Consider the following 13,636-nt stretch of genomic DNA (forward strand, 5'->3'; position numbering starts at 1 on the left):
AGCATCATGGGGCTCGGCTTCCTTGTCGAACTTTTCTTTTTGGCGATTGATCAGATCGCACAATGGAAGCCGAGTTCCCTCCAAATCTGAGAACTCAGTGATCTACATTTCGGAACAGTTATTTAGATATTTGGCTTGAAGCATCAGTCAAAGCCCATGATTTTGTTGCGCCAGCGTTTTGGCAGTCACAAGTTGCCAATATGCGTGATATCTACATTCCAGCCTCTAAAACCTACATTTATGAGGCAAACTCAAAGGTGGTTGGCTTTTATTGTTTGCACGAAAACTTACTGGCTGCAATTTTTGTATCGCCAGAGTGGCAAGGAAAAGGGATCGGCAAACAGCTAATCGCACACGCGAAAAAGCAGTGTTCAGACCTAACTTTAAACGTCTATAAAGACAATGTTGCGACGTATGAGTTCTATCTCAAGCAAGGTTTTCAGGTGGATAATGAGCATATCTGTGAGCACACGGGGTGTTCAGAATACGCGATGAGTATGGCCCCACAACAACGCAGCTAAGGTGAGTTGTCGTGTTTGCCGATATCGCCTACTTCGTGGCCTCCTTCGTGGGCGAACAACGTTGTTCACACTGCAATGCGGCGTTGCCGCTTGGAGTCCTAAGCGGCGGATCGTGGCGCTGTTTACTGCGGGTTTGACGGTATCACTGTCTTAGGTAGGGTAGCGAGCTCCAGGACAAGACGGATTGCTTTTCAATGCCCCGCCTCATGGCGGATCACGCCCGCTTCGCGGCTGATGCCGCCTTACGTTAGGCGGCTACCAAGTGGGAGTCTCAGCCTTGAACTTTGCGCCAAGTCCGGCGCTGAGTGTTGTTGGGGGGAGGGACGACCGGGAGCTTGGCGGAGCTATTTTCGAAAGCGGCTGGCCGCTTTTGCTCTGGGAAAATGGCGACTCCAAGCGTGTCGGCCCGAGCACGATGTAAGCGAAGATAAAGTCGGGCGTAGGCATGATGAACAAGCCAGCAACACGCTTTTGCTCGGTCGACTTCGAGGAGCGCAGCGACGAAGGGAGACAAAGGGGAGTGGGGAGGGGCAGTGCCCCTCTCCTTGCCGTCGCCAACGCGACGATGTTGTGGTCAACTCATTCCGGACAGTAAGTAGAGGCGTTCGTTGCCGATTCGGCCACAGCCGCGACATGGCTTCGGGGCGGGAAAGCTGGCACTGTGTTGGTAACTCAACGTCTAAGGAGTCTGTGTTTATGTCGTCGTTGTCACCGTGCGTGGGGGATTGCCGGCTGGATCCGCAGCAGCGCTGCCTGGGGTGTTTGCGCACAATAGATGAAATTGCCGACTGGCCCTATCTGAGCACGTCGGAGCGTCGGCAGATCCTGCAAAAGTTGGCACATCGCCGCGAACAACCCGGCGACGATTGCTCCGGCTAAGGTGCTGCCGCTACTCTGACGATCACAGATCGTGATGTAGAGGGAAGCAGGATGCGCAAGGGAAGGGTTTGGCTCAGTGGGCTGATGTTCATGATGCTGATGGGATGCCAGCCGGCTTTGACGCCGGAGCAACAGCAGCAACGCAGTGATTGGCTGCAGTGGCTGGCCGAGCAGAATGCGGCGGCGAAGGATCCACGCAGCTCCTTTCTCAATATCCGCGATGCGCGCTATCTGCAACAGGATCAAGTTGTTTACCTCGACAGCGGCGTGTCTGCGGCGCAGATCCGTTGGCGTGATGAGGCGGGCAGCGGCGATCTCAGCCTGAGCCATCAGGGTTCTTATGCCCAGCTGCAGCACCAAGCGGCAACGGCCCGGTTGCAACCGGGGGAGGAGTACCCGCTGGCACAGGGGCTGTTTATCACGGTTGGCCGTTTATACGATCAGGGACTGCGCGCCTTTGTGCGCGATCCTGCCCATCCAAAGGTGGCGGCGTTCCCCGGTTACCGTTACTTCGACTATCAGAGCGCGGCGCGGGTGGAAGCACAATTCTCGCCGGAGCCAGTTAAGCCGGTGATGTTTCAGACCATTCAGGGGCTAAAGAATCGGTTTTATCGAGTCGGCACGGTGCGGTTTCACTGGGGTGATGAGCCGCAGACCATGGCGGCGTACCACCCGACGGGGGAGCCGCCCTTCGAGGAGTTGCTGTTTTTCTTTAAGGATGCCAGTAACGGTGACACCACCTATGGCGGTGGCCGTGAGCTCTATCTGACGCTGCCACAAGGCACAGAGCAGCCTTTCCCCATGGATTTTAACTATACGGTCAACCTGTACTGCGCCCATTCGACCTTTTGGAATTGTCCCGTGCTGCGCGATCCGCCATTGGCGGTGGCGATCGACGCCGGCGAGCAGTTGCCTGACGGACATTGATCGAGATCATGCTTGATGACGATTGCCGCTGAACGGGGCGGCAGGCGCAAGGCGGCTCAGCCACACTTGGGAGTACGATTTATCGTGCAGCACGCCAGTGTGGAGGGGTTATGATCATTCAAAGCAAGGCATTTCGATTACGACACCCGGTCGATTGTCAGGGGATCTTCTGTGTCGATCCGGCCGGTCTGCTGGAGATCGATTTGGTGCCGCAACAGCGGCAACTGATGGCGCCGTTTGAGCAGCTGATCTTTGTGCCACACTGTGGGGGGACGCGGGTGCAGCGGCAGGGGCAGCACGCATGGCAGGTTGAGCTGGAGGATCAGGACGCGGGTCGGTTGATCCGAATGATCCGTAATGCGCAGGACGAGCTCGAAACACTGATGCGTGAGTTATAGGGTAAGCAGGCTCTTGAGCGGGATCTCGGTTTGTCGATCGGGTTGTTGGCACTCTGGGGATCCGAACTGGATGGGCTAGGAGAGTACATGCAAGTTGCAACGATCGTGATGCTGATGCTGGTGGCGATGGCTGGGGTGGTGTTTTTCCTGTTGCCGAGCAAACGTAAGAAACGCGCCGAGCCGCTGAAGCCGATCAGCACGCACGCCCGCAAGCGTAAACCCCGCAAGCGGCGCAGCAGCACCGCTCACTGAGCGCGACGCGAGGAGGATCAGTCCTCTTCGCGGATAACACAGACCTCGTCGAAGCCGAGATCGCGGAAGTAGTTATCGCGAAAGTCACGGTGGGCCTGTTTATCTCGGGTGCTGCTGCGTACCTGTTGCTCCAGCATCTGGTAGTTGCTGATGTTCAGGCCTTCGGCGGCAGCGGCCGCTTCAAACATGCTGAAGTGTTTGTCGTTGGCGTAACCGATGATCTTGGTTTCGCCGTTATAGCTGTATTTCAGTTTCAGTGCCACGATGGGACTCCGGATCAAATGGGTTGGTAAGGCCAAGTCAGCGGGGCGTCGAGCGTCATCAGATAAAGCTTCTCGACCTTCGCGCGCGCCCATGGGGTGCGACGCAGAAATTTCAGGCTGGATTTGACGCTGGGATCGAACTGAAAGCAGCGTACTGGGATCAGTTCACCCAGCGTATCCCAGCCATACGTGGCTTCCAGTTGTTCGATCATGTCCTGCAACTTGACCCCATGCAGCGGGTTATTTGCTTGAGTCATCGGAACCCCTTGCCATAAAAAAGGCGCATTGTGACCGCTCCGGCGGCGCAGGTAAAGCGCTGCGCCCGGACGGGGCTCTCGAGCAGCGGTAAGTCTCTTCTCCCACTCATGGCTCCTGCTGCTGCAGGATGGAAAACTCATCCCGGTATAGCTGCCAGATCCCGGCGTTATTTCGCTGCCATTGCTCGTGGCTGATGATGCCACTGCCGACGTTCATGGCCCAGTGGGCGCCCAGTACCACGGTGTCGGCGTCCAACTCCTTTAGCCAGATCTGGGTGTAGATCAGATCCGTCGCGCCCTGCGTCATAAAGGGACGCCAGAACTGCTCTATTTGCTGTCTGCCGCGAAACTCTCCCGCTGGACTGGCGATGAGTGTTGCGTCAGGGTGGTAGCGATCGACGCAATACGCCACATCACCGAAATTGAAATGATCGATCCACGCTTTGCTGGCTTGCAGCACCTCGATCAGACGTTCTTGGTTGTTCATGTCGATGCCTCCGCACGGTCGCTGTCATTGAGGATGGCACATGGCGACGGGGTTGCGAGTGGAGGCGGTTGGGTTTGGTTGATATGACTGAGATTTGTCTTGATGTCAGCGCAATTGACATAAAAAGATCACGAGAGCATCACGCAAACCCGGTGAGATGAACCACACTGGTAGATGTTATTTGGCGACAATTCAAGTTTCAGAGCCACAAACTTACGGGAGTTATGCCATGGAAGTGCGGACTAAATCGTTTCAGTTAGTGGAGCCGGGATCGGAAGAGAGCCGGTTTGTGGTCGATCCCAGCGGCTTTCTCTTTGTTGAGCTTGCCCGCTCGGATCGGGAGTTCAGTGCCCCGTTCAGTCAACTCGATTTCGAGCAGGATCTGGCTGGCCACACCCGGGTGCGGTGTGTGACAGCGGATCCGAAACTGAACTGGCAGTTGACCATGCAGGATGAAGATGCGGGCTACCTGCTGTCCTTGATCGGCAATGTTGAAGAGCAACTCGAGAGCTTGCTGCAACCGGCTTAAGCTGATTATCAAGGGGGCGACAACGCCCAGCGCCCCCTTGACCTTTAGGTTCGTCCCTCCCTCTTGGCGATCATTGCATATCCTTAATGGCAAACGCATCGCCCTCCTCTGCGGAACTGCCAAACGGTGCGCCGCGCCGCTCCCTCAGTGAAGGCGTCGAATGATTGTGAGGCCGACCATGGAATACTCGTTACTTTCTGCCACCACGCGACTGGGTCGTCGAGCCGCTCTGGTGCTGATCCTCCTTGGTGCATTGTCCATTGCCATGCCTTGGCTCACCGGCTTGGCGCTGGAGTGGCTCGTCGCGCTGGGGTTGACGCTGGTCGGGATCTCACAGATCGGTGTGGCCTGGCATCTGCGTCATGCGGCGGGGTTTCCTTTGCGCGTGATGTTGGCCCTACTGACGTTGCTGGCGGGCCTGTATCTCTGGATCCACCCCGGTGCGGGGTTAGCGCTGGCAACGCTGCTGCTGGGGCTGTATTTCTTTATTGATGGCTTGGCGAATGTGATCGGAAGCCGTTACGGCCAGCGGCCGCCTCTGGGGTTGCTCAATGGGGTGGTTACCTTGGGCCTGGCCTTGGTGATCCTCTGGTTGTGGCCGGATTCCGGCCGTTACGTGATCGGCGTGTTGATCGGCATCAAGCTGGTGCTGATGGGGCTGATCTTGTGGCTGGCGTCGGATCGGGTGAAACAAACTGCCCAGCAGGTGGCTGAGGCCGAAGAGGAGGCGCGATTTGCCCGGGCGCGGGAGGTGCAGGAGCGCGATGATCCAGAGCGGCGCGATTGATCCTCGTTAAGAGCTCGACCGCGCCGAGACCCCAGCTCCGAGGCTACTTGGCAGCGAGTTCGTGTTGAGGCAGCTGTTGCTGCAAAAAGGCGATGATATCGCTGGATTCATACAGCCAGCGACTCGTGCCGGCCTCGTCGATGCGCAGGCAGGGAACCATCAGCCGACCGCCTTGGTTTTGTAGCTCAGAACGATGGGGATCTTGCTTGGCGTCGACCAAGGCCACATTGAGGTTGTGACGACGCAGCGCGCGGCGGACTTTCACACAGAAGGGGCAGGCTGGGTATTGATAGAGGCGGTAGTGCTGGGTGGCCTGATCCAGCTTGGCCTGCAACTCGGGCGTGCGCCGAGTTCGTTTGGGGGCAAACAGCGCGTTAAACAGCAGGATCAAGCGACCCAATATCCAGCGAACGAATGACACGACGAGCAACCTCGCAAATGCAGTGAAAGTGGGCGCAGGGTAACATTTTTTGTCGCAGGCAACCAATGATCGGGCTGGCGCGGTTTTGGGGCGCCAAGATCAATTAATGGGCTGATCCCGCTGGCGGTGCCGGATCGGGATCAAGGCTCTGAACTATGCTTTAAGGTGAGACTTATCTAGGCGATAGCGAGGCAGACAGTGGACGCGTACAAAAATATTTTGGTGGCGATCGACGTTGAATCCAGCAGCAAGGCGGTGCTCGACCGGGCCATCCAACTGGCGAAGGCCTTCGAGGCAGAGTTGTCGGTGGTGCATGTCGGCAATGAGTTGGTGGATCTGAGTGATCCCCATCCAAAGTTTCAGCCCATCTTTTGGTATGACTACCATGGTCTGTTAACCGAGATGAGCAAGGATACCTTAGCGCACTTCGATGCGATGCTGGCGGAGGTGGACTTTCCGCTGAAGTCGCGTCTGGTCAAGTTTGGCACCATCAGTGATGAGGTCGCGACCCTAGTTGAGGAGAAGGGCTACGATCTGGTGGTGGTGGGCCATCATCACTCCTTCTGGCACAGCCTCAGCTCCGGCGCGGCGCGCTTGATGCACAAGTGCAGTTGCGATGTGCTGGTGGTGCCGCTGGGCTCATGACGGCCTATCGGCGCACAGAAGCACCTGCGGGTGCTTTTTTGTTGTTTTCCTTTCGGTTTGAGTGTTCTATATGGGATCTGCAAAGCGTTTCAGAAGGAGCTGAACATGAAACGATGGATAGGGATCTGCGTGCTGCTATTGAGTGGGTGCATGTCGATACCGATCAGCACTCTGGTGAAGATGGCCAGTTTTGATCGCGAGGCATTTTTGGCGCTGGAGCCTGAAGCCATTGCCATGAGGATCACCCTGGATAAACCGGCGCCGCTCGATCTGAGTGAAACCCGACTGGAGTTCACTGCGGTGATGACGGATGGCATGGAGCGGCTATTCCCGGGCTCGGTCGAGCAGCAGGATTATCGTCAATTCGAGGTAGACGCCGGTTGGTTCAGCCGTGGTACTGAGCCTAGGTATCAGTATTTCTTGGTGCTGGATGAACAAGGGCAGGAGGCGATCCGCACGTTTCAGCGTTTATTGGCGGAAGAAGACGTGGTGTCTGGCCAGTTTCGCGTTAACTTGCAGCCGAGCAAGGCATTGAAGGAGCCGATGACTGCGACGATGGAGCTGCAATTTGACCAGCAAAGTGGCTTTTTTACCTTGCTTGATGAGGCGACGATCGATCCCAAGGACTACCTAGATCCTGACGAGGAAGAGGCAGACTAACAAAAAGGCCGCGCTCCCGAGAGCGCGGCCTTTTTCGATCGGCGTCAGTTAGCCCTGTTGTTCGCGGGCGATGGCGCGGTAGGCGATGTCGGTGCGGGTGAACATGCCGTCCCAACTGATCTCATCGGCCAGCTTGTACGCGCGTTGCTGCGCTTCGGTCACGCTGTGGCCCAGCGCGGTGGCACACAGGACGCGGCCGCCGGTGTTGACGATGGCGCCGTCTTTGTCGCTGGTGCCGGCGTGGAACACCTTTTCGCCCTCGACGTAGTCGTTACGCAGGCCAGAGATGGCAAAGCCCTTGGTGTAATCGGCTGGGTAGCCGCCCGAGGCCAGCACCACACCGACCGCCGCGCGCGGATCAAACTCGGCAGTCTTCTCATTCAGCTTGCCAGCGCAGGCGGCCAGACACAGCTCCACCATGTCAGACTGCATGCGCAGCATGATCGGCTGGGTTTCCGGATCGCCAAAGCGGCAGTTGTATTCGATCACCTTCGGGGTGCCGTCGGCGTCGATCATCAGACCGGCGTAGAGGAAACCTTTGTAAGGGTGGCCTTCGGCTTTCATGCCATCGACGGTCGGACGAATGACCTCCGCCATGATGCGGTCGTGAATTTCTGGGGTGACCACCGGCGCGGGGGAGTAAGCGCCCATGCCGCCGGTGTTTGGCCCGGTGTCGCCGTCGCCGACGCGCTTGTGATCCTGGCTGGTTGCCATCGGCAGGATGTTGTCGCCATCCACCATAACGATAAAGGAAGCCTCTTCACCGGCCAGGAACTCCTCGATCACCACACGGTGACCGGCATCGCCAAAGGCATTGCCGGCCAGCATGTCTTTGACCGCTTCTTCCGCTTCCGCCAGCGTCATGGCGACGATCACGCCTTTACCCGCGGCCAGACCATCGGCCTTGACCACGATGGGCGCACCCATCTCTTGTAGGTACGCCAAGGCCGGCTTGATCTCAGTGAAGTTCTGGTAAGCGCCGGTTGGAATGGCGTGACGGGCCAGGAAGTCCTTGGTAAAGGCTTTGGAGCCTTCCAGCTGCGCGGCGGCGGCGGACGGGCCAAAGATGGTCAGGCCGGCGGCTTCAAACGCATCAACTACGCCGTCGACCAGAGGCTGCTCGGGCCCTACTATGGTCAGCGCCACGTCGTTTTCTTTGGCAAACGCGACCAGCGCGTCATTGCCAGACACGGCCACGTTCTGCAGTTTCGGCTCAGTAGCGGTACCGGCGTTACCCGGCGCAATAAAGACAGTTTCAACGTCGGCGTTTTGCGCCACTTTCCAGCCCAGCGCGTGCTCACGACCACCGGCACCAATGACTAATACTTTCATTTTTATATCCTTAGATAGCTAGGACCGTGGTCCTAGAAAGAGCGGAGGTAAAAACCAAAACCGCTCTTTTAAAATCTCGTTGTAGGGCTTGGCCCTACTCTTCGAGCGCCGACCAAACGGATGAAGTGCTAGGCGCCCGCTCCACAGGCCTCTGAGTTGGCTGTTGCCAATGAGGAGGCCGAGGACAGCGGGCAACGCCGCAATTCGCCGTTTGGGCAAGCGACACCAATAAACGCTTAGTGCTTAAAGTGGCGCATGCCGGTGAACACCATAACCATATTGTGCTCGTCGGCTGCGTCGATCACTTCTTGATCGCGCATCGAGCCACCCGGCTGGATCACGCAGGAGATCCCGGCTTCGGCGGCAGCATCGATGCCGTCGCGGAACGGGAAGAAGGCATCGGAGGCCATGACGGAGCCCGGTACGGTCAGGCCTTCATCGGCGGCTTTGATCCCGGCGATCTTGGCGGAGTAGACGCGGCTCATCTGGCCGGCGCCCACGCCCACGGTCATGCCGCCTTTGGCATAGACGATGGCGTTGGATTTGACGTACTTAGCCACTTTCCAGCAGAACATCAGATCGGTCAGCTCCTCCTGAGTGGGCTGACGCTTGGAGACGACCTTGACGTCATCCAGGGTCACCATGCCCTGATCGCGATCCTGCACCAGCAGGCCGCCGTTGACGCGCTTGGTGTCGAACTCGGTGGTCTTGCTGTCCCACTCGCCGCACGCCAACAGACGCACGTTCTTCTTCTCGGCCACGATCGCCTTGGCTTCGTCGCTGATCTGCGGGGCAATGATCACCTCGACAAACTGACGCTCAACAATGGCCTTGGCGGTGTCGGCATCCAGCTCGCGGTTGAAGGCGATGATCCCACCAAACGCCGAGGTGGGATCGGTCTTAAACGCACGATCGTAGGCTTCCAAGATGGACTCGCCCAGCGCCACACCACACGGGTTGGCGTGCTTGACGATGACACAGGCCGGGGCGTCAAACTCTTTAACACACTCCAGCGCCGCGTCGGTATCAGCGATGTTGTTGTAGGACAAGGCTTTGCCTTGCAGCTGAGTGGCGGTGGCGACGGACGCTTCCTGCACGTTCTTCTCGACATAGAAGGCGGCGCGCTGGTGGCTGTTTTCGCCGTAACGCATGTCCTGCTTTTTTTCGAACTGCTGGTTGAAGGTGCGTGGGAACACGGAGTCCTCGTCGCCCTCTTTGTTGTCGCCGTAGCTTGGCACCATGGTGCCAAAGTAGTTGGCGATCATGCCGTCATAGGCGGCGGTGTGCTCGTAAGCGGCGATGGCCAGATCGAAGCGGGTTTGGAAAGTCAGGGAGCCTTCGCCGGCGTCCATTTCGGCCACGACACGATCGTAGTCATGGGCATTCACCACGATGGTGACGTCTTTGTGGTTCTTGGCGGCAGAGCGGACCATGGTTGGGCCACCGATATCGATGTTTTCTACGGCGTCCGCCAAGGTGCAGCCGGCTTTGGCAACGGTTTCGGCGAAGGGGTAGAGGTTCACTACCACCATATCGATGGGCTTGATCCCGTGGGAGTCCATGATGGCGTCGTCTTTGCCGCGACGGCCGAGGATGCCACCGTGTACTTTCGGGTGCAGGGTTTTAACGCGGCCATCCATCATTTCTGGGAAGCCGGTGTGATCGGACACTTCGGTGACGTTCAGGCCGGAGTCGGCCAGTAGGCGTGCGGTGCCACCGGTGGAGAGCAATTCTACGCCACGCTCAGATAGGGCGCGGGCAAACTCAACAATACCGGTTTTGTCGGAGACACTTAGCAAGGCACGACGGATCGGACGGGATGCGTTCATGGGGTACAGATCCTTATGGTGTGGCGCTCTGCTCGCAGACCGAGCCCATTCTGACGGGGCAAGTGACTGGGAGTGATCGGCCAAAAGGTTTTATTTAGAAGACATTTCGCCAAACCGGCTACACCGAACTGCCCGACGCGTGCGATCGGCGCGCGGGTGAAGCTTGGCGAAATACCCTCGAAATCGTAGGACCTTGCTTTTTCGCGCGTATTCTATGCGAAAACGGCCTTCAGATCAGCGTCGTTTCGGATCGGTGGCCGTTTTTTCCAGAACACAGTATTATTTAGGCTTTGACCTTAGACTTAACTCTAAGGTTTATACTCGCTGCATACACGGTGAAAGAGTGAGTCTATGTTTCGGATCGGAGAGTTGGCGCGGCAGTATCAGATCAAGGCCGATACCCTGCGTTATTATGAAAAAAACGGCTTGCTGGCGCCCAGTGAGCGCAGTGCCAGTGGCTACCGGTTATACAGTCACGCCGACGCCGTTAAGTTGCGTTTTATCCTCAAGGCCAAAGCCGTGGGATTCTCGTTGGCGGAGATCCAGGAGCTGCTCACCATCGAGGCCAATCGCAGCCAATGGGCCTGTCAGGATGTCAAAGGGATGGTGGAAAGTAAGGTGGCACAATTGGAAGTGAAGATGGCGGAGCTGACCCGCTTTCGTGACTCATTGCAGGAGCTGGCAGATGCCTGCTGCGGTGGGCCGGAAAGCGCGGAAAACTGTTCAATTCTTGATGCCTTGGAGGTACGCCAATGAATACTTTAACCACCCTCGGGGCGAATTTTCTTGAGCTGTTCTTAGATTCCGCGCCGTGGTTACTGCTGGGCTTGGCGATCGCCGGGCTGATCAAGATGTTCGTGCCGATGAGCTGGATGCGCAAGCAACTTGGCGGCAATGGTGTGTGGCCCACGGTGAAAGCCGCTGTGCTGGGCGCGCCTTTGCCCTTGTGCTCGTGTGGCGTGATCCCCGCTGCCGTTGGCCTGCGTCGCAGTGGTGCCTCCAAAAGCGCCACCACCGCCTTTTTGGTGGCAACACCGGAAACCGGGGTTGATTCGGTGTCGGTTTCTTATGTGCTGCTCGGCCCATTTTTGGCCGTCGTACGTCCTATCGCTGCCATCAGCTCGGCGATTGTGGCTGGCTTGCTGGTGGGGCGTGACAGTGAGGAGACCGCTTCCGCCGCGACCGCCCCGGCCACCGCAGAGGCGGCGAGCGAAAGTTGTTGCAGCAAGGCAAAGGCCGCGCCTGCGCCTATGGCTTCTTGCTGCGCCAGGCGCTCCCAATCCCAGCCAGAGCCGGTCAAAGCGGACACGGTGAGCTGTTGTGCCAGCAAGAAACCGGCCCCCAAAGCAGAAGCGGTAGGCTGCTGCGCCAGTAAGGCACAAGCGAAGGCGGATGCGCTGCCGGTCGGAGTGGTGAATAAGATCCGCGCGGGCCTGGCATTTGCCGCGACTGATCTGGTCCGTGATACCACGTTATGGCTTTTGGTCGGCTTGTTCTTCGCTGCGCTGGTGAATACCTTTGTGCCGCAAGAGTTTTTGGCGCAATGGGGCAGCGGCATTATGGCCATGACGGTGATGGTGTTGGTCTCTGTACCTATGTACATCTGTGCGTCGGCCTCGACCCCGATCGCCGCTGGTTTCTTGCTGGCGGGCGTGTCGCCCGGCGCCGTGTTGGTGTTTATGCTGGCGGGTCCGGCCACCAATATCGCCACCTTGGGCGTGGTGCGCAATGAATTGGGCAAGCGCGCACTGTGGGCTTATCTGGGTGGCGTCATTGGCACTGCGATGCTGTTTGGCTTTTTCACTGACTGGGCCGTGCTGGAGTTTGGCTTTTTAGTGATGCCGATGGTGGGTGAAGAGCACCGCATGTTGCCCGAGCTGCTGGTGTACGGCAGTGGCATCGTTTTGGCAGTTTTGATGGCTAAGGCTATGATGGACAAATGGTTGCCGGTGGCAAAGCGTACAGCGACGGCATGATCGGGTCAGGCCATTAATGTCAGCGGCCATTTAGGCCGCTTTTTAGTGGCATCGACTGCTTTGGAGAAAGATGATGAAGAAATTGATGGTTGTAGCGGCCCTGTTGGCCAGTGGCTCCGCATTCGCTGCAGAGAACACGCTGGAGCGCTGTACCCATGGCAATGAGTTTCGCTTGATTGAGGTGATCTACCCAACCGGCGAAGCGCTGCCATGTGAAGTGCAATACACCAAAGCGGATGGCACCACCACGCCTTGGAAAGCCGCGAACAGTGTTGGTTTCTGTGCTGAAAAAGCCGCGGAACTGGTTGAGAAACATCGTGGCTGGGGCTGGCACTGCGAAAGCCCAGTCCCGGTGCAGTTACCCGAAGTAGCTGAGCCGGCTCAACTGCCGGAAGTCACTGAGCAGTAAGTGGGTAAGGTGACTGGTGATAAAGGCGAAGTGTTTGAGGCACTTCGCCTTTTTTATTGATGGCGTGGCGGTGACTCGACGCTTGTGCCGGCGCGGCTGCGGGGATCTGTCACTTATGTGATGAGCCTGCATTACAGCAAACGCTGTCTTGGGCTGAATTGATGTAGGATTACGAGTATGCGTCAATCTGAAATCCGAGTGCCCCTGATGATCCACCTACGAGCTCTATTCGCCTTAATGTTGGCCTTGGTTGCCTGCTTTAGTGGTGCAGCAGACGAGACCAAGTATTCTGAGCTGCCGATGTATGACAAGCCCTTTATGGAGCGCTATGTGCTCGATGAGCTCAAGGAGCTGCGCATTGAGCAGCGCGATTTGGAGCGGCGCATGGTGATCGAGATCACCGACCGTCAGCTCGCGGTGGCGGATCAATCGCTTAATTACGCCAATGTGACGGTGACCTACTTCTTCTACATCATCGCGGGGGTGGCGTCGTTGATCGCCATGATCGGCTGGCAGTCATTGCGAGAGCTGAAGGCCAACACCACCAAGATGGCGGAAAATCAGCTGCGCGAGGTGACGGAGCAGTATGAGAAGAAGTTTAAGGCGCTGGAGCTGGAGCTCAAACGTAAGACCCGCAATATCAGCGAGAACAATAAAGAGATTGAGCGGATCAATGAGGTTCATAATCTCTGGTTGCGGGCGCAAAGCAGTCAGACGCCGGAGCAAAAGATCGAGGTGTACGATGAGGTCTTGAAGATCCGCCCGGGCGATCTCGAAGCCTTGACCTATAAGGCCGATGCGGCCATGGAGATCCGCGAATTCCACTGGGCGCTGAGTTTGTGTAACCGGGTGTTGGAGGTGGATGACACCAATGCGCATGCGTTATATCAGCGTGCTTGTGCTTATGCCTGCTTGGGCGTTGAGGATCAAGCGATCTCCGATCTGGAGCGGGCGATCGCCGGCAGTGCTTCCTTGCGAGAGCTGGCGTCCGATGAGGCGGATTTTGAATCCCTGCGTGGTCATGAGCGATTCGAAACGTTGATTGAATCGAGCGAGAGCTGAGG

19 protein-coding genes are annotated in these 13,636 nt (G+C 57.5%); 13 read left to right on the plus strand and 6 right to left on the minus strand.

What is annotated here, in order from left to right; genetic code table 11:
- Positions 1-200 precede the first annotated feature (200 nt).
- From ABEA08_RS10905 to ABEA08_RS10925, 5 genes are all read left to right on the plus strand, one after another.
- The gene (locus ABEA08_RS10905; RefSeq protein ID WP_345335332.1) at positions 201-521 is read left to right on the plus strand and encodes a GNAT family N-acetyltransferase; all 321 of its coding nucleotides are present in this window, start codon (positions 201-203) and stop codon (positions 519-521) included.
- A gap of 696 nt (positions 522-1,217) precedes the next feature.
- Positions 1,218-1,400 (plus strand): DUF1289 domain-containing protein, encoded by a 183-nt coding sequence (locus ABEA08_RS10910; protein ID WP_345335333.1) that lies wholly within the window; start codon positions 1,218-1,220, stop codon positions 1,398-1,400.
- A 51-nt stretch (positions 1,401-1,451) separates the two neighbouring features.
- Positions 1,452-2,327 carry a DUF1684 domain-containing protein gene (locus tag ABEA08_RS10915; protein WP_345335334.1) on the plus strand — a complete coding sequence of 292 codons (876 nt, stop codon included), beginning with the start codon at positions 1,452-1,454 and terminating at the stop codon, positions 2,325-2,327.
- A 110-nt stretch (positions 2,328-2,437) separates the two neighbouring features.
- Positions 2,438-2,725, plus strand: coding sequence for a hypothetical protein (locus ABEA08_RS10920; protein ID WP_345335335.1), 288 nt, complete (start codon positions 2,438-2,440; stop codon positions 2,723-2,725).
- Between the two features lie 87 nt (positions 2,726-2,812).
- Positions 2,813-2,977, plus strand: coding sequence for a hypothetical protein (locus tag ABEA08_RS10925; protein WP_345335336.1), 165 nt, complete (start codon positions 2,813-2,815; stop codon positions 2,975-2,977).
- 17 nt (positions 2,978-2,994) lie between these two features.
- Here ABEA08_RS10925 and ABEA08_RS10930 read toward each other — a convergent pair whose 3' ends face one another.
- The 3 genes from ABEA08_RS10930 to ABEA08_RS10940 form a co-directional block, all read right to left on the minus strand.
- Positions 2,995-3,240: a DUF2960 family protein gene (locus tag ABEA08_RS10930; protein ID WP_345335337.1), complete on the minus strand. Its 246-nt coding sequence runs from the start codon at positions 3,238-3,240 to the stop codon at positions 2,995-2,997.
- A gap of 14 nt (positions 3,241-3,254) precedes the next feature.
- The gene (locus ABEA08_RS10935) at positions 3,255-3,497 is read right to left on the minus strand and encodes a VF530 family protein (protein WP_345335338.1); all 243 of its coding nucleotides are present in this window, start codon (positions 3,495-3,497) and stop codon (positions 3,255-3,257) included.
- A 106-nt stretch (positions 3,498-3,603) separates the two neighbouring features.
- Positions 3,604-3,984, minus strand: coding sequence for a YybH family protein (locus tag ABEA08_RS10940; protein WP_345335339.1), 381 nt, complete (start codon positions 3,982-3,984; stop codon positions 3,604-3,606).
- A 229-nt stretch (positions 3,985-4,213) separates the two neighbouring features.
- Here ABEA08_RS10940 and ABEA08_RS10945 point away from each other — a divergent pair, with 229 nt between their 5' ends.
- Both ABEA08_RS10945 and ABEA08_RS10950 read left to right on the plus strand, forming a co-directional pair.
- Positions 4,214-4,513, plus strand: a complete 300-nt coding sequence (locus tag ABEA08_RS10945; protein ID WP_345335340.1) for a hypothetical protein — start codon at positions 4,214-4,216, stop codon at positions 4,511-4,513.
- Between the two features lie 178 nt (positions 4,514-4,691).
- Entirely contained in the window at positions 4,692-5,300 is a 609-nt protein-coding gene (locus ABEA08_RS10950) for an HdeD family acid-resistance protein (RefSeq protein WP_345335341.1), read from the plus strand.
- A 43-nt stretch (positions 5,301-5,343) separates the two neighbouring features.
- On the opposite strand, the gene ABEA08_RS10955 is transcribed toward ABEA08_RS10950, so the two are convergent.
- Positions 5,344-5,721: a glutaredoxin family protein gene (locus tag ABEA08_RS10955; protein ID WP_345335342.1), complete on the minus strand. Its 378-nt coding sequence runs from the start codon at positions 5,719-5,721 to the stop codon at positions 5,344-5,346.
- Positions 5,722-5,919: 198 nt separating this feature from the next.
- On the opposite strand from ABEA08_RS10955, the gene ABEA08_RS10960 reads away from it, so the two are divergent.
- On the plus strand, positions 5,920-6,366 hold the full coding sequence (locus ABEA08_RS10960; protein WP_345335343.1) for a universal stress protein: 447 nt from the start codon (positions 5,920-5,922) through the stop codon (positions 6,364-6,366).
- A 105-nt stretch (positions 6,367-6,471) separates the two neighbouring features.
- A complete protein-coding gene (locus ABEA08_RS10965; protein ID WP_345335344.1) occupies positions 6,472-7,026 on the plus strand; it encodes a hypothetical protein in 555 nt (184 codons plus the stop codon).
- A 48-nt stretch (positions 7,027-7,074) separates the two neighbouring features.
- Here ABEA08_RS10965 and purD read toward each other — a convergent pair whose 3' ends face one another.
- Together purD and purH are read right to left on the minus strand one after the other, a co-directional pair.
- Positions 7,075-8,358, minus strand: a complete 1,284-nt coding sequence (gene purD / locus ABEA08_RS10970; protein ID WP_345335345.1) for a phosphoribosylamine--glycine ligase — start codon at positions 8,356-8,358, stop codon at positions 7,075-7,077.
- Between the two features lie 236 nt (positions 8,359-8,594).
- On the minus strand, positions 8,595-10,187 hold the full coding sequence (gene purH, locus ABEA08_RS10975) for a bifunctional phosphoribosylaminoimidazolecarboxamide formyltransferase/IMP cyclohydrolase (RefSeq protein ID WP_345335346.1): 1,593 nt from the start codon (positions 10,185-10,187) through the stop codon (positions 8,595-8,597).
- A 351-nt stretch (positions 10,188-10,538) separates the two neighbouring features.
- Between purH and zntR the strand changes: the two genes are divergently transcribed.
- From zntR to ABEA08_RS10995, 4 genes are all read left to right on the plus strand, one after another.
- A complete protein-coding gene (zntR, locus tag ABEA08_RS10980; protein WP_345335347.1) occupies positions 10,539-10,943 on the plus strand; it encodes a Zn(2+)-responsive transcriptional regulator in 405 nt (134 codons plus the stop codon).
- The gene (locus ABEA08_RS10985; RefSeq protein WP_345335348.1) at positions 10,940-12,163 is read left to right on the plus strand and encodes an SO_0444 family Cu/Zn efflux transporter; all 1,224 of its coding nucleotides are present in this window, start codon (positions 10,940-10,942) and stop codon (positions 12,161-12,163) included. Before zntR ends, ABEA08_RS10985 begins: the two co-directional genes overlap by 4 nt.
- A 73-nt stretch (positions 12,164-12,236) precedes the next feature.
- Entirely contained in the window at positions 12,237-12,572 is a 336-nt protein-coding gene (locus ABEA08_RS10990; protein ID WP_345335349.1) for a hypothetical protein, read from the plus strand.
- 177 nt (positions 12,573-12,749) lie between these two features.
- Positions 12,750-13,634 (plus strand): tetratricopeptide repeat protein, encoded by an 885-nt coding sequence (locus ABEA08_RS10995; protein WP_345335351.1) that lies wholly within the window; start codon positions 12,750-12,752, stop codon positions 13,632-13,634.
- Positions 13,635-13,636 lie beyond the last annotated feature (2 nt).

The sequence above is a fragment of the Ferrimonas pelagia genome, assembly GCF_039543565.1.
GTDB classification, from domain to species: Bacteria; Pseudomonadota; Gammaproteobacteria; order Enterobacterales; family Shewanellaceae; genus Ferrimonas; species Ferrimonas pelagia.